23 protein-coding genes are annotated in these 19,634 nt (G+C 71.0%); 11 read left to right on the plus strand and 12 right to left on the minus strand.

Features of this window, described 5'->3' with window-relative positions; translation table 11 throughout:
• Nucleotides 1–91 precede the first annotated feature (91 nt).
• The 3 genes from ACZ6QO_RS33720 to ACZ6QO_RS33730 all read right to left on the minus strand — a co-directional run bounded on the left by ACZ6QO_RS33720 (nucleotide 92) and on the right by ACZ6QO_RS33730 (nucleotide 2,411).
• On the minus strand, nucleotides 92–874 hold the full coding sequence (locus tag ACZ6QO_RS33720; RefSeq protein WP_465856843.1) for a class I SAM-dependent methyltransferase: 783 nt from the start codon (nucleotides 872–874) through the stop codon (nucleotides 92–94).
• Between the two features lie 108 nt (nucleotides 875–982).
• Nucleotides 983–2,068 (minus strand): ABC transporter substrate-binding protein, encoded by a 1,086-nt coding sequence (locus ACZ6QO_RS33725; protein WP_465856845.1) that lies wholly within the window; start codon nucleotides 2,066–2,068, stop codon nucleotides 983–985.
• Nucleotides 2,069–2,219: 151 nt separating this feature from the next.
• Complete coding sequence (locus ACZ6QO_RS33730) at nucleotides 2,220–2,411, minus strand: putative acetyltransferase (RefSeq protein ID WP_465856847.1); 192 nt, start codon at nucleotides 2,409–2,411, stop codon at nucleotides 2,220–2,222.
• A 135-nt stretch (nucleotides 2,412–2,546) separates the two neighbouring features.
• On the opposite strand from ACZ6QO_RS33730, the gene fdxA reads away from it, so the two are divergent.
• From fdxA to ACZ6QO_RS33745, 3 genes are all read left to right on the plus strand, one after another.
• Nucleotides 2,547–2,873, plus strand: coding sequence for a ferredoxin (gene fdxA, locus ACZ6QO_RS33735; RefSeq protein ID WP_465856849.1), 327 nt, complete (start codon nucleotides 2,547–2,549; stop codon nucleotides 2,871–2,873).
• 105 nt (nucleotides 2,874–2,978) lie between these two features.
• Nucleotides 2,979–4,058 (plus strand): succinyldiaminopimelate transaminase, encoded by a 1,080-nt coding sequence (gene dapC / locus ACZ6QO_RS33740; RefSeq protein WP_465856851.1) that lies wholly within the window; start codon nucleotides 2,979–2,981, stop codon nucleotides 4,056–4,058.
• An 11-nt stretch (nucleotides 4,059–4,069) separates the two neighbouring features.
• Nucleotides 4,070–4,729 (plus strand): DUF4178 domain-containing protein, encoded by a 660-nt coding sequence (locus ACZ6QO_RS33745; RefSeq protein ID WP_465856853.1) that lies wholly within the window; start codon nucleotides 4,070–4,072, stop codon nucleotides 4,727–4,729.
• A gap of 103 nt (nucleotides 4,730–4,832) precedes the next feature.
• Here ACZ6QO_RS33745 and ACZ6QO_RS33750 read toward each other — a convergent pair whose 3' ends face one another.
• Nucleotides 4,833–5,663, minus strand: coding sequence for a hypothetical protein (locus ACZ6QO_RS33750; RefSeq protein WP_465856855.1), 831 nt, complete (start codon nucleotides 5,661–5,663; stop codon nucleotides 4,833–4,835).
• A 56-nt stretch (nucleotides 5,664–5,719) separates the two neighbouring features.
• On the opposite strand from ACZ6QO_RS33750, the gene ACZ6QO_RS33755 reads away from it, so the two are divergent.
• The 3 genes from ACZ6QO_RS33755 to ACZ6QO_RS33765 all read left to right on the plus strand — a co-directional run bounded on the left by ACZ6QO_RS33755 (nucleotide 5,720) and on the right by ACZ6QO_RS33765 (nucleotide 8,606).
• Entirely contained in the window at nucleotides 5,720–6,556 is an 837-nt protein-coding gene (locus tag ACZ6QO_RS33755) for a 2,3,4,5-tetrahydropyridine-2,6-dicarboxylate N-succinyltransferase (RefSeq protein ID WP_465856857.1), read from the plus strand.
• The gene (dapE, locus tag ACZ6QO_RS33760) at nucleotides 6,549–7,628 is read left to right on the plus strand and encodes a succinyl-diaminopimelate desuccinylase (protein WP_465856858.1); all 1,080 of its coding nucleotides are present in this window, start codon (nucleotides 6,549–6,551) and stop codon (nucleotides 7,626–7,628) included. Before ACZ6QO_RS33755 ends, dapE begins: the two co-directional genes overlap by 8 nt.
• Before the next feature lie 216 nt (nucleotides 7,629–7,844).
• The gene (locus tag ACZ6QO_RS33765) at nucleotides 7,845–8,606 is read left to right on the plus strand and encodes an LOG family protein (RefSeq protein WP_465856860.1); all 762 of its coding nucleotides are present in this window, start codon (nucleotides 7,845–7,847) and stop codon (nucleotides 8,604–8,606) included.
• A gap of 132 nt (nucleotides 8,607–8,738) precedes the next feature.
• Here the strand turns inward: ACZ6QO_RS33765 and ACZ6QO_RS33770 are convergent, their stop codons facing one another.
• The 6 genes from ACZ6QO_RS33770 to ACZ6QO_RS33795 all read right to left on the minus strand — a co-directional run bounded on the left by ACZ6QO_RS33770 (nucleotide 8,739) and on the right by ACZ6QO_RS33795 (nucleotide 13,712).
• On the minus strand, nucleotides 8,739–9,596 hold the full coding sequence (locus ACZ6QO_RS33770; protein ID WP_465856862.1) for a cytochrome c biogenesis CcdA family protein: 858 nt from the start codon (nucleotides 9,594–9,596) through the stop codon (nucleotides 8,739–8,741).
• A 43-nt stretch (nucleotides 9,597–9,639) separates the two neighbouring features.
• Nucleotides 9,640–10,221, minus strand: coding sequence for a TlpA family protein disulfide reductase (locus tag ACZ6QO_RS33775; protein WP_465856864.1), 582 nt, complete (start codon nucleotides 10,219–10,221; stop codon nucleotides 9,640–9,642).
• 259 nt (nucleotides 10,222–10,480) lie between these two features.
• Nucleotides 10,481–11,371 carry a sulfite exporter TauE/SafE family protein gene (locus tag ACZ6QO_RS33780; protein ID WP_465856866.1) on the minus strand — a complete coding sequence of 297 codons (891 nt, stop codon included), beginning with the start codon at nucleotides 11,369–11,371 and terminating at the stop codon, nucleotides 10,481–10,483.
• A gap of 43 nt (nucleotides 11,372–11,414) precedes the next feature.
• Nucleotides 11,415–11,993, minus strand: coding sequence for a rhodanese-like domain-containing protein (locus ACZ6QO_RS33785; protein WP_465856868.1), 579 nt, complete (start codon nucleotides 11,991–11,993; stop codon nucleotides 11,415–11,417).
• Between the two features lie 35 nt (nucleotides 11,994–12,028).
• Nucleotides 12,029–13,360, minus strand: coding sequence for an MBL fold metallo-hydrolase (locus tag ACZ6QO_RS33790; protein ID WP_465856870.1), 1,332 nt, complete (start codon nucleotides 13,358–13,360; stop codon nucleotides 12,029–12,031).
• Between the two features lie 82 nt (nucleotides 13,361–13,442).
• Nucleotides 13,443–13,712, minus strand: a complete 270-nt coding sequence (locus tag ACZ6QO_RS33795; protein WP_465856872.1) for a metal-sensitive transcriptional regulator — start codon at nucleotides 13,710–13,712, stop codon at nucleotides 13,443–13,445.
• Nucleotides 13,713–14,029: 317 nt separating this feature from the next.
• Between ACZ6QO_RS33795 and ACZ6QO_RS33800 the strand changes: the two genes are divergently transcribed.
• From ACZ6QO_RS33800 to ACZ6QO_RS33810, 3 genes are all read left to right on the plus strand, one after another.
• Nucleotides 14,030–14,665, plus strand: a complete 636-nt coding sequence (locus tag ACZ6QO_RS33800) for an OsmC family protein (RefSeq protein WP_465856874.1) — start codon at nucleotides 14,030–14,032, stop codon at nucleotides 14,663–14,665.
• Between the two features lie 36 nt (nucleotides 14,666–14,701).
• Entirely contained in the window at nucleotides 14,702–14,902 is a 201-nt protein-coding gene (locus ACZ6QO_RS33805; RefSeq protein WP_465856876.1) for a hypothetical protein, read from the plus strand.
• A gap of 150 nt (nucleotides 14,903–15,052) precedes the next feature.
• Nucleotides 15,053–15,706: a DUF2202 domain-containing protein gene (locus ACZ6QO_RS33810; protein ID WP_465856878.1), complete on the plus strand. Its 654-nt coding sequence runs from the start codon at nucleotides 15,053–15,055 to the stop codon at nucleotides 15,704–15,706.
• On the opposite strand, the gene ACZ6QO_RS33815 is transcribed toward ACZ6QO_RS33810, so the two are convergent.
• Nucleotides 15,699–17,162, minus strand: a complete 1,464-nt coding sequence (locus ACZ6QO_RS33815) for a sensor histidine kinase (protein WP_465856880.1) — start codon at nucleotides 17,160–17,162, stop codon at nucleotides 15,699–15,701. The genes ACZ6QO_RS33810 and ACZ6QO_RS33815 overlap by 8 nt on opposite strands.
• Nucleotides 17,152–17,829, minus strand: a complete 678-nt coding sequence (locus ACZ6QO_RS33820) for a response regulator transcription factor (RefSeq protein WP_465856882.1) — start codon at nucleotides 17,827–17,829, stop codon at nucleotides 17,152–17,154. The genes ACZ6QO_RS33815 and ACZ6QO_RS33820 overlap by 11 nt, the downstream gene beginning before the upstream one ends.
• Before the next feature lie 304 nt (nucleotides 17,830–18,133).
• On the opposite strand from ACZ6QO_RS33820, the gene ACZ6QO_RS33825 reads away from it, so the two are divergent.
• Together ACZ6QO_RS33825 and ACZ6QO_RS33830 are read left to right on the plus strand one after the other, a co-directional pair.
• Nucleotides 18,134–18,643, plus strand: a complete 510-nt coding sequence (locus tag ACZ6QO_RS33825) for a hypothetical protein (RefSeq protein ID WP_465856884.1) — start codon at nucleotides 18,134–18,136, stop codon at nucleotides 18,641–18,643.
• Nucleotides 18,644–18,971: 328 nt separating this feature from the next.
• Nucleotides 18,972–19,559, plus strand: a complete 588-nt coding sequence (locus ACZ6QO_RS33830) for an LOG family protein (RefSeq protein WP_465857033.1) — start codon at nucleotides 18,972–18,974, stop codon at nucleotides 19,557–19,559.
• Nucleotides 19,560–19,634: the final 75 nt, after the last annotated feature.

Here is a 19,634-nt window from a genome sequence, read left to right on the forward strand (position 1 = left end):
GATCACTCAGGCAGAAGTTCATCCCGTTCCCTCTCCGGTGATTCCAATGACCAGACCATAGTCTGGCAAACCGCGCGATCGTAGACGGCCGTTAGGCCCGCACAGCCGCGAATCGCAGTCTCACGTAGTCGGCCATCCACCCCGATTCCCGGCGTAACGCGGGCGCGGCCAGCTCGTTCACCCGGCGCAGCAACGGCTCCACGGTGGCGGGCGGCACCGCGTCGAGCAGCGAGCCGGCGAACATGCGCACCCAGTCGGCGGCGCCGCCCGGGCACTCGTCGAGCGGCGTCGGCCGGTCGAAGTACTCCAGCAGGCGGACGGTGAACCCGCCCTTCTCCAGGCGGAGCGCGTACTCGGCGGGGGAGGGGAAGTACCAGGGCAGCTCGGGCTCGGGCAGACCGTACTCGCGCCAGGCGGTCAGCATCGCGGAGGTGAGCGCGGCGCAGTTGCCCGCGCCGCCCATCTCGGCGACGAAACGCCCGCCGGGGGCCAGAGCAGAGCGCACACAGCGGATCACCGCGTCGGGGTCGCGGCCCATCCAGTGGAGGGCGGCGTTGGAGAACACCGCGTCGTAGGGCACCGGGACGCCGAAGCCGGCGCCGTCGCCGACCATGAAGTCCAGCCCGGGATGGTGGGCGCGCGCCACCTCGATCATGGTGGTGGAGCCGTCGAGGCCCAGCACGGTGGTGCCCCGGGCCGCGATGTCGGCGGTCAGCACCCCCGTGCCGCAGCCGAGGTCGAGGATGCGCTCGCCCGGCCGGGGGTCGAGCAGCTCGATCAGCGGCACCCCTTGCGCCGAGACATAGCCGAACGAACTGTCATAGGCGCGTGCGTTCCACCGCATCAAGCTCGGCGTTTCGTGTCGCAAGGCCATCAGCTCGCATTCTCAGACATCGCTTCCCCGTGTGTCCGTAAGTACTGACACTTTAGAGCCTTGATGTCCTTGCGACACATCTGTCCGAAAGCTTGCCCGCCGGTGATGTCAGCCCATCGAGCGGGCCCAGTTGGCCCTGAGGTAGGTCTTGCCCTCGTCGGTCTGCGGGATGGTGAGCAGAACGGGGGTGCGGGGAACGGGCGGAAGCTTGGCCGCCGCACCCCGGTCGAGCTTGCCGGACATCTCCAGCGCCTCCATGCGCGCCGGCCGGGCGAAGCCCTTGAGGAAGAGGTTCTGCACCTCGTCGCTGTAGAGGAACTCCTCCCACAGGCGCGCGGCGGCCGGGTGCGGGGCCTTCTTGCTGATCGCCTGCACGTAGTAGGAGGCGAGCGCGGCGTCGGCGGGCACCACGGCCTTCCAGGCGGGTTTGTCGTCCCCGGCGGTCTGCGCGGCCTTCGCGGCGTTCACGTAGTCCCAGTCGACCAGCGCGTTCGCCTGCGAGGGCAGGCTGAAGCGGCCGGTCTTCTTGAGGTGGGTGAACAGGGCGAGCCCGCGCTCGGCCTTGGGCCTGCCGCCCTGCAGCGAGGCCGCCATGACGCCGTAGAAGGCCGCCGCCGTCTGGAGCGGATCGCCCGGCAGCGCCACGGCGTACCCGGGCTTGGCCAGGTCGGCGAAGGTTCTGGGGGCGGGGACCTTGCGCGGGTCGTACCCGATGGACATATAGCCGCCGTACCCCGCGTACCACCGGCCCTTGAGGTCCTTGACGCCGTCGGGGATGTCCTGCCAGGCGGTCACCTTGTACGGGGCGAAGCGCTGGGCGTTGGCCACCGCGACGTCCACGCCCACGTCGAAGACGTCCGGCACCCGCTCGGGCGCGGTGGCGCTCTTGGCCACGTCGATCTCGCGCTGGCTGCTCGCGCCCGGCTCCAGCACGTTGATCCGCACCCCGTACTCGCCGGTGAAGCGGTCGATGATGGCGCCGTAGTTCACCCAGTCGCGGGGAACGCCCACCAGGTTCAAGGAGCCTTCCTTGCGCGCCGCCTCGACGAGGCGGTCCATCGTGCCGAACCCCTGGGCGAGGCTGGCCGCCTTGGGGTTGACCGGAGGCTGCTTGGTGTCTGTGGTCGTCGTGGAGGAGCACCCGGCCACGGCTGTGGCGAGGAGCGCTGCTGCGGCTGCGGCACGTGATGTCACGAATCGAATACTCAGCGTCATATCCTCCCGCGTCGAGGAGGCACGCGGAAGTTTGCGGCAGCATTGCCACACGGCGGAGGGCGGGCGTCCCGGATGGCGGCGGGGCGGGCGTCGCCGGACGGCCGCGGGCCGGCGGCGCGCGGACGGGGGGTCAGCGCTCGGCGACGACCCTGGCCGCGACGATGGTCTCCTGGCGGATGGCGACGAGCGTTCCGTCGCGCTTGCGCACCCGCAGCAGGCCGTCCTGCCAGGACTCCAGCACGCCCACGGCGTCGCGGAAGCCGTCGGGATCGGCGCGCCGCACGGTGACGCGCCGGCCGACGTCGGAGGGCGAGATCGCCACCGTCAGCCTTCCGCCAAAGTGCGGTGTCACACGCTTCGCCCCCCTCCCGTTTCAGACATGTGGGTGGCACGGCAATACTAGGTCTAGCAACCCGCGGTCGAGTCGTGCGAAGGCGCGGAGAAGAAGGAGCCCGAGGTGACCTACGTCATCGCGCAGCCTTGCGTTGATGTGCTGGACAAGGCGTGCATCGAAGAATGCCCCGTCGATTGCATCTACGAGGGCAACCGCATGCTCTACATCCACCCAGACGAGTGTGTGGACTGCGGCGCGTGCGAGCCGGTCTGCCCGGTCGAGGCGATCTTCTATGAGGACGACACGCCCGACCAGTGGAAGGACTTCTACAAGGCCAACGTCGAGTTCTTCGACGAGCTGGGTTCCCCCGGCGGGGCGTCCAAGGTCGGCAAGATCAACCGCGATCACCCGATCGTGGCCGCGCTCCCGCCGCAGGTCGCGGAGCACTGACCTTCCGCACGTCGGCGATAGGCGAACGGGTACCGTGACCGTCAGGTCGCGGTACCCGCCGTCGCCATGAGCATCGCCGTCCACGATCGACCTTGGGGGTAATCGGTGATCGGGCTGCCTGACTTCCCGTGGGACCGGCTGGTGCCGTACAAGGAACGGGCGCTCGCCCACCCGGGCGGCATCGTCGACCTGTCGGTCGGCACGCCCGTCGACCCGGTGCCCGAGGTGGCCCGCGAGGCGCTCGCGGCCGCGGCCGACAGCCCCGGCTACCCGCTCACCCACGGCACCGAGCGGCTGCGCGCGGCCGCCGCCGGCTGGCTGGCCCGCAGGCACGGTGTCACGGTCGACCCGGCCGACGTGCTGCCGACCATCGGGTCCAAAGAACTGGTCGCCTGGCTGCCCACCCTGCTCGGCGTGCGGCCCGGTGACCGCGTGGTCATCCCTTCCCTGGCCTATCCGACCTACGACGTCGGCGCGCGCATCGCCGGCGCCACGGCGTACGCGGGTGACGGGCTGCTGGGGCTCGGCCCCGAGAGGGTGCCGCTGGTGTGGGTGAACTCCCCGTCGAATCCGACCGGCCGCGTGCTGCCCGCCGAGCACCTGCGCAAGGTCGTCGCCTGGGCACGCGAGCGGGGCGCGGTCGTCGCCTCCGACGAGTGCTACATCGAGCTGGGCTGGGAGGAGCGGCCGGTCTCGATCCTGCATCCCGACGTCTGCGGCGGCTCCCACGAGGGCCTGCTCGCCGTGCACTCGCTGTCCAAGCGGTCCAACCTGGCCGGCTACCGCGCGGCGTTCGTCACGGGTGATCCCGCGCTGGTCAAGCGGCTGCTGGAGGTGCGCAAGCACGCCGGCATGATCATGCCGGCGCCGGTCCAGGCCGCCATGGCCGCCGCGCTCGACGACGACGGGCACGCCGCCGAGCAGCGCGAGCTGTACGGCGCGCGGCGGGCCCTGCTGCGGCCGGCTCTGGAGAAGGCCGGCTGGCGGGTCGAGCACTCCACCGCCGGGCTTTATCTGTGGGCGACCGATGACCGGAACTGCTGGGATCAGATGGCCGCACTAGCCGAAATCGGCATTTTGGTAGCGCCGGGCGACTTTTACGGGCAAGCGGGAAAGTCGCATATCCGTATCGCTATGACGGCGACCGACGAACGGGTCAATGCGGCGGTGCTCCGCCTCCAGTAGGATCCCGCGGCATGACCGTTGCGGTCGTGCTCGCAGTGAGCGCAGCCATTTTCGTCGTCGTGCTGGGCGCGGTTCTCGGCACGCGACGGCCGAAAAAGACGGCTCGACCGGCTCCCAGACCCCCTGAGCCGGCACCCGAGCCGACTTCGCCGCACCCGGCGCTGGCCCGCCCGATCGTCCTCGACCCCGACTCCCTCGACCCCCGGACGATCAAGGTCGGCGACATCATCGAGCGCCAGTCCTTGCGGTCGCGCGTCCTCGGCGCCCTGCACGTGTCATGGCAGGGCGACCAGTGGACCGAATACCTGCTCGAAGAAGGCATGGGGCACTACCAGTGGCTGTCGGTCGAGGAGCGCCAGGGCCGCGGCCCCGACGACCCGCCGTACCTGGAGGTCTACCTCTGGACGCCGGTGCCGACCCAGGGCATGATCCCGGCCAAGAGCATGCTGATCATGGAAGGGGTCGAGTTCCATCCGATCGAGCGCGGCACCGCCACCTTCCGCTCCGAGGGCACGACGGGGTATCCCGAGCGCGGCCTGTTCGACTTCGCCGACTACCGCGCCGACGACGGGCGGCTGCTGACCTTCAACCGGGTGCAGGGCCAGGCGTGGACCGCCGCCTACGCCCAGCCGCTGGCCCCCGGCTCGATCAACGTCGAACGCATGCTGTGACCACGCCCGGCGGCGAGCCCTCGCCGCCGCCCGCGCGTCTCCGGCGGTTCCAGCACGTATGGGGACGACCTGGCGCCGGTGAGAGCCGGACGCTCGTGCCGGCTCAGATGATCTCGACGGTCTTGGCGGCCGCCTTGGCATCGGGGACCCAGCCGTCCTGGCCCGCGGCCGCCGACCACGCGACCCCGGCGTAGCGCACCTTGCGCAGCCCGTACTTCTGCGCGTGGGCGACCGACCAGGAGGCGATCAGCCAGCCGCGGCGGTCGGTAGGGGCGCTGATGTCGTTGCCCCGGCCGGGATCGTCGCCGAGGGCCCTGGCCAGATCTTTGCGGGCCTTGGCCGCCTGCACCGGCGCCGGCTTGTCGGGGACCGGGTACCAGCAGTGCACGGACTTGGGCGTCCGCCCGGTGAACGCCGCGGCGAGGATCTTGGCGTCCTCCTCGTGCTGGGCGTACGCCGAGCCGTCGGCGGACCGCTGCACGGCCTGAGCCGCCTCGTGCAGGGGCAGCCGCTGGTAGCGCTTGACCTTGACCAGCGCGGAGAAGAACTTGCGGGTCGCGTACACGGGGTCCTGCAGCTGCTCGACGGTGCCCCAGCCCTGCGAGGGCCGCTGCTGGAACACCCCCACCGAGTCGCGGTCGCCGAAGGGCAGGTTGAGCAGCTTGGACTCCTGGATGGCGGTCACGTACGCGATCTCCACGGCCCGCTCGGGCAGCCGGCGGTCGGTGGCGACCGCCGCGATGGTGGCGGCCGTACGCGCCTGCTCGATCTCGAGGTCGAGCGTGCCGAGCGAGGTCTTCACCTCGCAGTGCTCGCCGATGGCGAGCGGCTTGGCCCTGTTGAGCAGGTAGTACACCCCGAAGAATATGGCCGCGCCGAGAACGAGGACGATGCCTAGGATCGTCAGGACCGCCCGTGAGAATCGCCTCGCCACGGACAAGAACCTACCGGCCCCGCCGAGGTCCACGTGCGGCACTAAGCTTCCCTTGCATGAGCGAGACCTTCGAAAGCCCGTTGCCGGCCACTGTGGACGAGTTGTGGGAACGCCGCGCCGAACTGTCGCCCGATGACGGCGAGGCGCGCGGCGTGATCGTCGGGGCCGTGGACATGCTCGACACCGGCAAGGCGCGCGTCGCCTTCGTCGATGGCTCCACCGGCGAGGTGGTCGTGGACGAGCGCGCCAAACGCGCCATCCTGCTCAGCTTCCGGGTGCTCGGCATGGTCAGGAGCCAGGTGGGCGACTTCCACCACAACGACCGCATCCCGTTGAAGACGTCCCTGGAAGGCGTGCGCGTGGTGCCCGGCGCCATCGCGCGCTGGGGCTCCTACCTGGCCTCCGGCGTCGTGCTGATGCCCTCGTACACCAACATCGGCGCCTACGTCGACAGCGGCACCATGGTGGACACCTGGGCCACCGTCGGCTCGTGCGCGCAGATCGGCCGCAACGTCCACCTGTCGGGCGGCGTCGGCATCGGCGGGGTGCTGGAGCCCCCGAACGCCGTCCCGGTGGTCATCGAGGACGAGGCGCTGATCGGCAGCCGCTCGATGATCGTCGAGGGCGCGCGGGTCGGCAAGGGCGCCGTCGTCGGCGCGGGCACGATCCTGTCGGCGTCCATGCCGGTCATCGACGTGCAGACCGGTGAGGAGATCTCCCGCGGTCGCATCCCCGACTGGTGCGTCGCCGTCGGCGGCACGCGTCCCAAGGAGTTCCCCGGCGGCGCCTTCGGGCTGCCGTGCGTCCTGGTGCTCAAGCGCCTGGAAGAGGGGCAGCGCCACGACAAGGCCGAGCTGAACGACGTGCTGCGCCAGCACGGCGTCAATGCCTGACGTCCCGCCGCTGGACCTCGCCGGCGACGTGCGCGCGCTGACCGCCGCGCTCGTCGACGTCGAGTCGGTCAGCGGTGACGAGAAGGCCCTGGCGGACGCCATCGAGACGGCCCTCGCGCCGCTCGCGCACCTCACCGTCGTCCGCGACGGCGACGCCGTGGTCGCCCGCACCGAGCTCGGCCGCGCCGAGCGGGTGGTGATCGCCGGGCACATCGACACCGTGCCGCTGGCGGGCAACCTGCCGTCGCGTGTCGAGGGCGACCTGCTGTACGGGTGCGGCACCTCGGACATGAAGAGTGGCGTCGCCGTGGCCCTGAAGCTCGCCGCCGGCGTGCCGGAGCCGGCCAGGGACGTCACCTACGTGTTCTACGACTGCGAGGAGGTCGAGGCCGTGCGCAACGGCCTCGCCCGCCTCGCCCGCACCCGTCCCGAGCTGCTGGCGGGCGACTTCGCCGTGCTCATGGAGCCGACGAGCGGCGAGATCGAGGGCGGCTGCCAGGGCACCCTGCGGGCGCAGGTCGTCGTCCAGGGCCGGCGGTCGCACAGCGCCCGCTCCTGGTACGGGGTCAACGCCGTCCACGGCGCCGAGCCCGTCCTGGCCCGGCTGAACGCCTACAAGGCCCGCGAGCCGCTGGTGGACGGCCTGACCTACCACGAAGGGCTGAACGCCGTCGGCATCGCCGGAGGCGTGGCGGGCAACGTCATCCCCGACGAGTGCGTGGTGACGGTGAACTACCGCTTCGCCCCCGACCGGTCGATGGAGCAGGCCCAGGACCACGTGCGCGAGGTGTTCGAGGGGTATGAGGTGCGGTTCACCGACGGCGCCCCCGGCGCCCGTCCGGGGCTGACCCACCCGGTGGCCGCGGCCTTCGTGTCCGCCATCGGAGGCACTCCTCGGGCGAAGCTCGGCTGGACCGACGTCTCGCGGTTCTCCTCGCTCGGCGTCCCCGCCGTCAATTACGGGCCCGGCGACCCCAACCTGGCCCACCAGGCGGGCGAGTACGTCTCGCTGGAGATGACCGCCGAATGCGAGCGCAGGATGATCGCCTGGCTGAGCGCGCCGGTGGCCTGAGCGCGTGCGGCACAAAAGAAAGTGGCTTTCCTCGCCGGCCATTTGGCGGGGAAAGCCACTTTCAGTCCCGAGCAGCACCCTCGGTTCTTAGACGCGGCCTTGCGAAGAATCGGTTCCGCCGCCCGGCGCAGATTTTCCAAGATTCTTTTGCGGCTCCGGCGGGACGTCCCGATCCGGTACGGCTTGTGCGCTCCCGCGGGCGGTTAGCGTGATCGCATGAACAGAGCATCACGCGAGGAGCGCCGCCAGGGACCGTCTCTCGTCCGGGGGAAGTTCCTCCCCGACTCCACCTACGACGAGAGGCTGCTGGACCACCGGGGGTCGACCGAGTGGCTGCACATGGACCCCTGGCGGGTCCTGCGCATCCAGGCCGAGTTCGTCGAGGGCTTCGGTCAGCTCGGCGAGCTGCCGCCCGCCGTCACCGTGTTCGGCTCTGCGCGCACCGGTGCCGACGACCCCGACTACGCCATGGGCGAGAGGTTGGGCAAGGCGCTGGCCGAGGCCGGCTACGCCGTCATCACCGGCGGCGGGCCCGGCATCATGGAGGCCGCCAACAAAGGGGCGCGCCACGCCGGCGGCATCTCGGTGGGCCTGGGCATCGAGCTGCCCTTCGAGCAGAAGCTCAACGACTACGTGGACCTCGGCATCGAGTTCCGCTACTTCTTCGTGCGCAAGACGATGTTCGTGAAGTACGCGGTCGGGTTCGTGGCGCTGCCGGGCGGGTTCGGCACGCTGGACGAGTTGTTCGAGGCCCTCACGCTGGTGCAGACGCGCAAGGTGACGTCGTTCCCGGTGATCCTGCTCGGCTCTCGATTCTGGGGCGGCCTGCTCGACTGGATCCGCGACACCCTGCTCGCCTCCGGCAAGATCTCGCCGCAGGACGTCGACCTGATCCAGGTCACCGACGACGTGGACGAGGCGGTCCGCATCATCGCCGAGTCCGACCACGAGCGCAACTCCTCCCGCCGGCAGGTATGACGGCACGCGACGACCGACCCGCCCAGGCGCCCCCGTCGCCCGCGATCAACCTCGACGCCACAAGGCGGCACTCCACGTTCGACTCTCCGGATCTGACAATGTGAGAAATCAGAAGAACCTTCGAGGAGCTTGTCATCTGATACGAGTGACCTTCCTGCGTCGCATGCGTCGGAGCGCGGACGCGCCGAGGATGAGTGCGGTGAGCATGAGGGCGATGCCGCCGGCGCCGAGGGTCTCCACCCAGGAGGAGAGCGCGCTCTGGACGGCGACGGCGGCGTGCACGAGCGGGTCCCCGCTGGTGGCGCCGGAATAGAGGCGCAGCTCATACCAGCCGTAGTAGATGACGTACAGTCCGGCGGGGAGGAGCAGGGCGCCGCTGATTCGGGACAGGTAGGGCAGCAGCCGTCGCAGGCGCGCCACCGCGGCGGCGTGGGCCAGCGCGACGGTCAGCGACAGCAGTGCGATGACCAGTGCCATGCCGAGCGCGTAGGCCACGAAGATCGCCAGTCCGCCGGGCAGGCCGCCGCTCGCCACGGAGGCTGAGACGACCGCCAGGAACGGCCCGATCGTGCAGGAAAGCGACGCCACCGCGTACGACAGGCCGTAGCCGTACAACGACACGTCGGAGGTGGTGGTGGGCCGGCCGATGGCCAGCCGGGGCATGCGCAGCAGCAGTTCGCGACCGGCCAGCAGCCGGCCGCCGAGGCCCAGCAGGAGCACGCCGATGACGATCGTCACCCAGGGCAGGTAGCGGCCGACCGAGAGGGCCAGCGGGGCCACGACCAGCCCGAACAGGCCGAAGACGGTGACGAACCCGGCGCTCATCGCCGCCGACAGGACCAATGCCCGGCTGACCGGGCGGCGGGGGGAGGATCCGTCGCCGGTGATGAGCAGGGTGAGGTAGGCGGGCAGCATCGCGAACCCGCACGGGTTGAACGCGGCCACCAGACCCGCCGTCAGCGCCAGCGCGAGCGGAAGACCGGCGATCACCGGCGGCCTGCCCCGCTACGGGCGTCCGGCGGCATGAGCGGTCTCATCCGGCCAGGCGTTGGACGAGGTCGGCCAGTTCGGCGGAGTCGAGCGGGCCCGGCACCTTGGCCGTCACCCCGTCGGGTCTCATGAGCACGTACGTGGACTGCCGGCTGACGCCGAGCTTGGTCCACACCGTGCCCTTCTTGTCCGACAGGTGCACGATGGTGCCGGTGCCGGTTCGCCGGACGAATTCCTTCATCGCCGCCTCGGTGTCCAGACCGGCGACCCCGACGAAACTCACCTGCGTGAATCTGGCCGCGGTGGCCTTGACCGCGGGCGCCTCGGACAGGCAGTTGGGGCACCACGGCGCCCAGAACCAGAAGACGACCGGCTTGCCCGCCAGGCTCGCCCCCTCGAACTTGTCACCGCTCAGGGTCGTCGCGGTGAACCGCAGCGCGTCGGGCACGGCGACCCGGCCCGGTGTCGCCGATGCCGACGTGGCAGACGGCAGGGCGGTGGACGGTGGAGCCGCGCCGCCGGCCGGATCGGCCGCCTGACTGCCGTTGAGGCCGCCACACGCGGACACCAGCAACGCCGCTGAGGCGGCGGCGACCGCCGCGCGGGTCCCGCGAATTGGGATCATGCGATCAGACTAGAGACAGGAGCGGCGCTGAGACCTTACGAGCCGGTGACGCCTCCGGCGGCGGCCGGCGGCCGGCTCCGTTCGGCCGGAGCAGGCCGGGACGGCGGGCGGGCGGCGGCTTCGAAGACGGGGGAGGAGCGGTGGCAGGGCCCGCACCAGGCGGCCCACAGGCCGATGAGGGTGATCCCTGGTCGGTGACGTGCTCGCTCCAGTTGACGGCGGTGATGGTGATCGCCTTGGTCATGGCCTGCTCCCGTTCTCAATATCCCCAGGGCTGACGACGGCCGGGTGCGACGCGTGATTTCCCGGCGGTCGGCCGGCGTCGCCCCAGCGCGAGGACGACGCCCGACGCCAGTGCTGCCAGCGCCGCTCCGGCGGCGGTCCAAGCGCTGTGCAGCAGCGCGGGCGGTGCCTGTTGGAGGAGGACGAAGGCGCCCATGGCCAGCACGAACCATCCGAACGCCTTCCGCAGCCGATCGGCGTTGATTCGGCCGGCGAAGCTGCCGCCGATGAGCCCGCCGACGACGGCGGCCGCGGTCACCGGAAGAGCCAGCGCCCAGTCGATCGTGACGCTGTGCAGGTATCCGGCCAGCCCGGCCAGGGACTTCATGGCGATGACCAGCAGCGAGGTGCCCACCGCCACGCCCATGGGCAGGCCGCCGAGCAGCACCAGCGCGGGCACCACGAGGAAGCCGCCGCCCGCGCCGACGAGCCCGGTCACCATGCCGACGGCGACACCCTCGGCGATCACGTGCAGGACGGGTGTTTCCCCGTCCTTGGGCCTCGCGGCCGGGGCGCGGCGGTCGCGGATCATGGCGAAGGCGGTGGCGAGCATCATGGCCGCGAAGCCCGCCATGAGCAGCGCCTCAGGCAGGTACGGGCCGATCAGGCCACCCCCGTAGGCGCCCGCCATGCCGGCCGCGCCGAAGATCAACCCGGTGCGCCAGCGGATGCGTCCCGCTCTGGCGTGGCTGACGGCGCCGGCCGCGCTGGTGACGGCCACGACGAACAGCGACATGGCGATGGCCGCCCTGGCCGGCACGCCGGCGAGGTAGACCAGCACCGGCACGGTGAGGATGGACCCTCCGCCGCCGAACAGGCCGAGCGTCACGCCGATCACGACGGCGCCGGTGAGGGTCAAGGCGATCATAATTACCCCCGGGGGTATGTAAAGGGCAAGCGGAAGCCCCTGGTCACGAGCCCGGCCGCGAGGAGCTCTGACGCAGGCGGAGCAGGGCGGTCTCGATGTCCACGTCATCGGCGCGGTTGTAGGGCAGCTTGGCCAGCAGCATGCCCATGGCGCAGGTGCCGGTGAGCGCGGCGACCGTCAGGCCCGCGCCGATGACCGCGGCGAGGAGCAGCACGGCGGGGATCCAAAGGCTCGCCACGACGGAGGCGAGCACGATGCTCCCGGCGACGAGGCGGACCTGCCGCTCCAGCGTCCAGCGCGCCCGGCCGCGATTCACGGGCGCGCCGGCTGTGATCCAGGCGTTCATGCCGCCGTCCAGGACCGCGACGTCGGACAGCCCGGCCTTGCTCAGCGCCGACCGGGCGCGCTCGGCCCGATTGCCGGACTGGCAGATGAGCAGCATGCGCCCGCCCGCGTCGGTGACGATGCGCCGCAGGTGGGCGTCGACCTGGTCGAGGGGCAGGTTGATGGCGCCGTCGATGTGCGCGGAGGCGAATTCGGCCGGGGTGCGGACGTCCACGATGAGCACGTCCGGGTTGGCCGCTATCAGCGAGCGGGCGAAGGCGGCGTCGATACGGGACACGAAGGGGTTCTCCTGCCGGTTCTTGATGGAGTGGATCAGGCGGCGTCGCGCGTGCGGCGCAGCGCGGAGACCACCTCGGGGACGCCCGCGCCGGTGAGCGCGACCGGCCGGTAGCCCTCGCGGGCGAGCAGGCTCGCGGCGATGGCGGCGCGGCGGCCGGAGGCGCACGCGACGAGGACCGGACGCCCCCGATCGAGCTCGGCGGGGACACCTCGGGTGACCAGGTCGGGCAGGAAGCGCTCGACGGCGCCGGCCGCCCGGGCCTCCTCCCGTTCGCTGGGCATGCGCACGTCCAGGAACTGGGCGTCCGGCTGGGTCAGGCGCGTGAGGAAGGTGTCCAGTTCAAGCAGTTCGTAGGTCTGGGTGGCGGTCTCGCCGAGGGTGCGGACGACGCCCCGGACGGTGTCGATGCCGATCTGGGCGAGCTGGGTGACGGCCTCGGCGACGTCCTGGCCGGGTTCGGCGACCAGGGTGATCGGCGCGGCGTAGGGCAGCAGCCAGCCGGCCCAGCTGCCGAAGTCGTCGTCCACTTCGATGCCGAGCGAGCCGGGCAGCATGCCCCGGGCCTGGACGTGACGCGGGCGGATGTCGACGACGTGACCGGTGGGCCGGTCGAGTTCCGGCACGCGGACGGCCGGCATGGGCGGCACGCCGAGCGTGTTGGCCGGGCCCATGTGCCGGTAGAAGGCGGGGATGGGCAGAGGTGCCGCCAGCAGCGTGTCGGCGAACTTCTCCGGGTCGTCGATGGCCAGCAGCGGGTTATCTGTCAGCTCCGCGCCGATGGTGGAGGTGAGTCTGCCCGCGCCGGTGGCGGTGCAGAACGAGCCCTCACCATGGGTCGGGTACAGGGCGACGCCGGGCGGCAGCGCGGCAAGGCGGCGCAGCGAGATGTGCTGGAGGCGTGCCAGGGAACGCGCCCGCTCGGGACCGAGGAGGTCGGGCCGTCCGGCCGAGGCGACCAGCAGGCTGCCGCCGGAGAACAGCGCGACCGGCGCGCCGTCGATGAGCACCAGGTAGCTGGTGTGCTCGGGGGTGTGGCCGGGCGTGTGGATCGGGCGGACGGCCAGCCCGCCGCCGCCGTCGAGGTCCTCCAGGTGGAAGGCGGGCGTGTGCCGGTAGGCGGGCGCGGCGGCGGCCGGCAGCACCAGCTCGGCGCCGGTGCGCAGTGCGGCCTGCTCGCCGCCGGAGACGTAGTCGTTGTGCAGATGCGTCTCCAGCACGAACCGCAGCTCGACGTCCCGCTCCGTGGCGGCGTCCAGGAAGCGGCCGAGGTCGCGCTGCGGATCGACGAGCACCCCCCGGCCCTCGTGGGTCAGCAGGTAGGTCTGGTCGCCCAGACCGGGCGTCCGGAACGATATGACGTCCATCGTCCGACTGCTCCTCTCTATACCCCCGGGGGTATACATCGGTCACAAAAGTGCGGCCACGGTCGATCCGTGGCCGCTGGTCTCAGGCGAGGGCCAGGAAGAGCTTCTCCAGTTCGGCGACGCTCATGGGCGGCTCGCCGCCTTGCCTCTCGGCGTCCTGGCAGTGCCGCAGGCCGGTGGCGACGATCTTGAATCCGGCCCGGTCCAGAGCCTTGGAGACGGCGGCGAGCTGGGTGAGCACCTTCGTGCACTCCTCGCCCGCCTCGATCATCGCGATGACCCCGGCCAGCTGGCCGTGTGCCCGCTTCAGCCGGGTCAGCGCGTCACCCACCATGCCCTCGTTCAGCTCCATGTCCCGAATATACCCCCGGGGGTACCCTGCGGCAAGTCCGATGAGGCCGAAGGCCGCGCCGTGCGGGAACATCGCCCAGAGCCCGCGGGCCGGTGAGGACGAGCGTGCGCTCGGGACGTGCGCATCCGCAAGTAGGGGCTTTCGGCCCTCCGCCGAGGCCAGGAGCGGCAAATACACCTGGGGGTATGACAGGGCGGTCCTCGTCGTGGAGGAGGAGAAGGCGATCCGCGAGTTGCCGCGCCGCTGTCTCGAACGGGCCGGGCACGGCGTCCTCACGGAGCCGGCCGGCCTGCCGCGACCCACCAAAGGAGATCATCATGAACACCCATGACCGGACGGCCCCGCCCACTCACCAGCGCATGATCACCGCGTGTGGACGTGAGATCGTCGTCGGCCGCCTCCCCTTCGAGGGCGCCGGACACCCGTCCGGCCGGGTGACGCTGGATGTCGGCCTGCGCTCCTACGACCACGACGATGCCTGGCTCAGCCTCACCCCGGCCGAAAGCCGCCGCCTCGCCGAGCACCTGCTGGCCCAGGCCGCCGACGTCGAAGACCAGGGTCTGGACGGCATCGAGGTGACCCACGTCGGGGGAGAGGCGTACGCGATCACCGTCCGGCGGCATGCCCTGCTCGCCGACCAGCCCTGCGACCAGGGCGGCGACGACAGCGCCGCCACGCCGACCGAGTTGTTCGTCGCCTCGCTGGCCGGTTGCGTGGCCTTCTACGCGGGCCGCTACCTCGACCGGCACGGTCTGGCGCGCGACGACCTGCGAGTGAGCGCCGGATTCACCATGGCCACCGACCGGCCCGCACGCGTCGGCGAGATCCGCCTGCGAGTGTCGGCCCCTGGCCTGCCCGAGCAGCGCCGGGTGGGGCTGCTGGCCGTCGCCTCGCACTGCACCGTGCACAACACGCTGCGGCAGCCGCCCGAGATCACCGTCGAACTGACGTGATGAGTGGCAGCAGCCTGATCGCAAGCGCCCCTGAGCATGCCGTGCCGGTACAGCGCCGACAGTCTGCGTGCCAGGAGTCGTCGTCCGGCTCCTGGACTCCGGAGGGCAGCGGAGAGGGGGCTCGGAGCCTTCGGCGTCGCCCGCTACCTGGAGCCGGCGGGCCGCGAGCTGCTCGACCTGGCGGTGGACGACGGGCACGGGCTGGTCGGCCGGCAGGTGCGCGAGCGTCAGAACTGACCGACGAACGCTGCTACTCGTCAACGACGAGACCAAGGCCGGGGCGCCCGCCGGTCTCCATGGCATCTCCACACGCGCCACACGGCCCCTGCGTGCCGGCGCTGGAGCGTGAAGGGGACGGTAGAGAACAAGGAGCATCCAGGAGGAGTCATGAAGCGCACGCAGAAGATCGCTCTCACCCTCGCGGCCGGAGTGTTCACCGGCGGCGCGTTGATCGCCGGACCGGCCGTCGCGGCGTTCGACACCGGACACTTCGGGGGAGGCACGTCGCAGAGCCGGCAGTGGGGGCCGGGCGGCGGGATGGGGGGAGGAATGGGTGGCGGGATCGGCGGCTGCCACCTGTCGGACATCTCGACTGTGCCGAGCGGGACGCTGACCAGTGCTCAGAAGTCCACCCTCGCGTCGATGGCAGAGGAGGAGAAGCTCGCCCACGATCTCTACACCGCCTTCGCCGATCGCTACGACAGCCACGTCTTCGACCACATCGCCACCGCTGAGACTCAGCACCTGGCCGCCGTCCGGACGCTCCTGGCGCGCTACCACCTGGCCGACCCCACCGCGGGCAGAGCACAGGGCAAGTTCGCCACGGCCTCGGTCCAGGCCGCCTACGACCGCCTGCTGGCGCAGGGCGAGGCGAGTGAGCAGGCGGCGTTGCGGGTCGGCCTGACAGTGGAGAAGGACGATATCGCGTCTCTGAAGGAGGCCGTGACGGGACTCCACGCCCCCGATGTGGAGCGCGTCTACACACAGCTGCTGAACGCGTCGCGGATGCACCAGGTCGCGTTCGAACGCTGGATCAGTTGAGTACCCGAGGAACCGGAGGCCGCGCGCCTCTGGTTCCTCCCTCAGAGGTGCAAGAGCGGTCAGCCTTTCCAAAGCGGCCGGATTCTGGCGGGCACCGCACCTCAGTGCTCGGTGGCAGGTGGATGGTGACGGCCAGGCCGCCGGCCGTCCCCGGGGTGGCCGTCACCGTGCCGTGGTGGGCGGTGACCAGTTCGCGCACCACGGCCAGCCCTATGCCCGAACCGGTGATGCCGGCGCTGTGCGGGCCGCGCCAGAGCCGGTCGAAGATGTGGGGCAGGTCCTCGATGGCAACTCCGGGCCCGGTGTCGGCGACTTCCACGGTGGCCTGGCCGTCCGAAGGGCCGGCGGTGACCACGACCGCGTCGCCGGGGCGGCAATAGCGGGCGGCGTTGTCCAGCAGGTTGCCGACGGCCTGGCTCAACCGGTCGGGGTCACCTCGCACGATGGCGCCTTTGGCGAGGTCGGCACGTATGTCGAGGCCGGCCGCCCGAAGTTGCGGCTCCCTGCCCTTGAGAACTGTCGCGGTGAGTTCGGCCAGGTCCAGCTCGCACCGATGCAGCGACAGGGCCGCCGATTCGGCGGCCGAAAGCTCGGCGAGGTCGCCGACGATCCGGCCCAGACGCAGTGCCTGGTCATGCAGGGCGGCCAGGCGGTCCGGATCGGGTGCGGCCAGCCCGTCGCGAAGCTCCTCCAGCCCAGCCTGGAGCGCGCTGAGCGGGGTGCGCAGCTCGTGAGCGACGTCAGCGGCCAGGTGTCGTCGTGACCGCTCGGCCTGGGCGACCCGGCCGGCCATCTCGTCGAAGGCGCGCCCGAGCTCTCCCAGCTCTCCCGGGCCGGTCACCCCCGTGCGGGCGGCGCGGTCCCCGGCGGCGAAGGCACGGGCGGCGCGAGTGACACCGGAGATCGGCCTGGTCAACTCGCGAGTCACCAGCAGGCTCGCCGCCGATGCGACCGCCAGCGCGGCCAGGGCGGCTGCGGCGATCCACCACCAGGCCACGCTGCGCGCCGGCTGGGTCGTCGGCGAGCCGAACCGCAACTGGACCCATCCCGCCGTGGTGCCCTCGACGATCACCGCGGCCGTCGTGGCGCCCATCTTGGAGTGCATGCCGGATCCGGTCATACCGTCCTGCGGAACGGTACCTCCGGGGAAGAGGACCACTTGCTCGTTTCGGTCCACGATGAACAGCCGGGCCCCGGCGCCCGCCGCGATGGCGCGCGCCGATCCGAGATCGGCCGTGGCCCAGCCGCCGGCCGAGGTGTAGGCCGCCCCGGCGGACGCAGCGGTCGCGCGCGCGGCCCGCGCCCGGTCCGTCTCGCGTGCCGCGCTGATCCCGCGGTCGGTGCCTACCAGCGCCGCGAGGGCGAGCAGGGCCACCGACGAGAGGGCGACCAGCAGGAACGCCGCCAGTAGCCGCCTGCCCAGCGATCCCAGGCCGGTCGGCCGTTCAGCGATCACGGCCGACTCCCAGCCGGTAGCCCACGCCCAGGACGGTCTGGACGATGTGGGCCCCGGAAGGGCCGAGCTTGTGGCGCAGGTTCTTGATGTGCGAATCGATGGTGCGCTCGTAGCCGGCGAACTCGTATCCTCTGACCCGGTTGATCAGCTCGTAGCGGGAGAAGACCCGGCCGGGGACCGATGCCAGGGCGGTGAGCAGGCCCCATTCGGTCAGTGTGAGATCGAGCCGGTCGCCGTCCAGGCCGGCCTCGTGCCGGGCCTCGTCGATGAGCAGCCGGCCGCCGCTGTAGGAGGCGGCGGCGGGGCCGACGTCGCCGCAGGTCCGGTTCATCACGGCCTGCACCCGCAGCGTCACCTCCATCGGGCTGAACGGCTTGACCACGTAGTCGTCCGCGCCGAGCTCAAGCCCGTGGATCCGATCCTCGACCGTGCTGCGTGCCGTCAGCACCACCACGGGCACCCGCCTCTCGCCGCGCGGTGCGCGCAGCACCTCGGTGCCGTCGACATCGGGCAACCCCAGATCGAGCACGATCAAATCGACACCGCCCGCGTCGATCAGGCGCAGCGCCTCGGCTCCCGTACCGGTCGTCACCACTCCGTACCCGGCTCGCTCCAGATAACGGCGCAGCAGCTCCCGGATGTCCTTCTCGTCCTCTACGACTAGCACTGTCCTTGGCACAACCCACATGTAGCGCCTGATGCGAAGGGGCAACAAGGGACGAAAGCCCTGCCGCGCCAGGACTCCGGCCCATCCCGTGGGAACCGGCGGGCGTCACCCGTCGCCCTCACGCCTGGAGAACGCCGCCGGGCGGCAGAAGTGCCAAAGGTCCTGCGGGCCGGGGGACCTATGTCACTGCCGGGGCGGCCCTCCTGGGTCGTTGGCTGAGAAGAAGAACCGGACAATCAGTCTCTTTAGGGGCGCAATGTCTAGGAAGCAGTGGCATTTCACCCGTGAGTCCTCTGGGTCATCGATGCGCGCGGCGTCTGGATCCGGGACCGGGCCGGCCGACTACGTGTGGGCGATCACCCGGATCTGCCTGGGGTGGATCTTTCTGTGGGCTTTTCTCGACAAGACCTTCGGCTGGGGTTTCGCCACTCCCGCCGGTCGCGCCTGGATAAGGGGCGGCAGCCCCACCACCGGCTATCTCAAGCGCGTCTCGGGCAACGCGCTCGGCGGTTTCTTCGGCTCTCTGGCGGGGAGGGCCTATGTGGATTGGCTCTTCATGATCGGCTTGCTCGGCGTCGGCCTCGCGCTCATCCTGGGTGTCGCCATCCGGATCGCCGCCGTTGCCGGCGCTTTGATGCTGGTGCTCATGTGGGCCGCAGAGCTGCCGCTGGCCAACAACCCGTTCCTGGACGACCACCTCGTCTACGCCGTGGTCCTGGCCGGCCTCGCCCTGTCCCGCGCCGGCGACACCTTGGGGCTCGGCAGGTGGTGGGGCGGCAGGAGGCCGGTGCGTGACCATCCGGTGCTGAGATGAACCGTGACCGACAGCCCGGCGGGCCACCGGTCGGCGTTGAAGAGGCTTTTCTCACGTGAGCGCGGGGGTCTGCTGGGCGAGAACGAACAACCCCATGGCCGGGACCGACCAGCCGAACGCCCGGCGCGGCCGGAGCGCCGCGTCGCCCGCCATCGACTCGTTCATCTCCATGCTGCGGGACCATACCCGCCTGGGGTACCCTCAGTGAAGACCTCGCCGTTTCCTCGCCCTCGGCGGCCAGGCAGGACGGCTCCAGTCGGGTCTGCCTGACCTCGCCCGGCGGCGCCGCGTGCCGTTTTGGGGGTTGTGTAGGGTAACCGCCGTGGCGATGGCGATTTGTGTGTTCTGTGCGTCCAGCCAGAAGATCGATCAAAAGTATCTGGACCTTGCCGACGAGGTGGGCACGGAACTGGCACGACGCGGGCACACGCTCGTCAGCGGCGGGGCCACGGTCTCGTGCATGGGCGCGGTCACCAGGGCCGCCCGGCGGGCCGGCGGGCGCACGATCGGCGTGATGCCGCAGGCGCTGGTGGACCTGGAGATCGCCGACACCGACTCCGACGAGCTGATCATCACCGGCGACATGCGCGAGCGCAAGGGCATCATGGACGCCCGCTCGGACGCCTTCCTGGTGCTGCCCGGCGGCATCGGCACGCTCGAGGAGCTCTTCGAGATCTGGACCGCGCGCGTGCTCGGCCTGTACGACAAGCCGCTGGTCATCCTGGACCCGTGGGGCCTGTACACGCCGCTGCGGCAGCTCGTGGACGGCATGTACGAACAGGGTTTCACCCGCCCGAACGTCTTCGACGCCCTCTCGTGGACCACGACCGTCACCGAGGCCGTCGAACACCTGGAAAAGCCCGCCCGCCCCCTGACCCCCCACCCCGACGAACTAAGCGAATCCACCCCGACCTAACCCGACGACCACCCACCCCCCGGCTGCGCGTCCTCCCGTCCCCCGACCCCCACGAACTGGGCGGGTTCACGCCAA

Source organism: Sphaerisporangium sp. NPDC049457, from assembly GCF_055586705.1.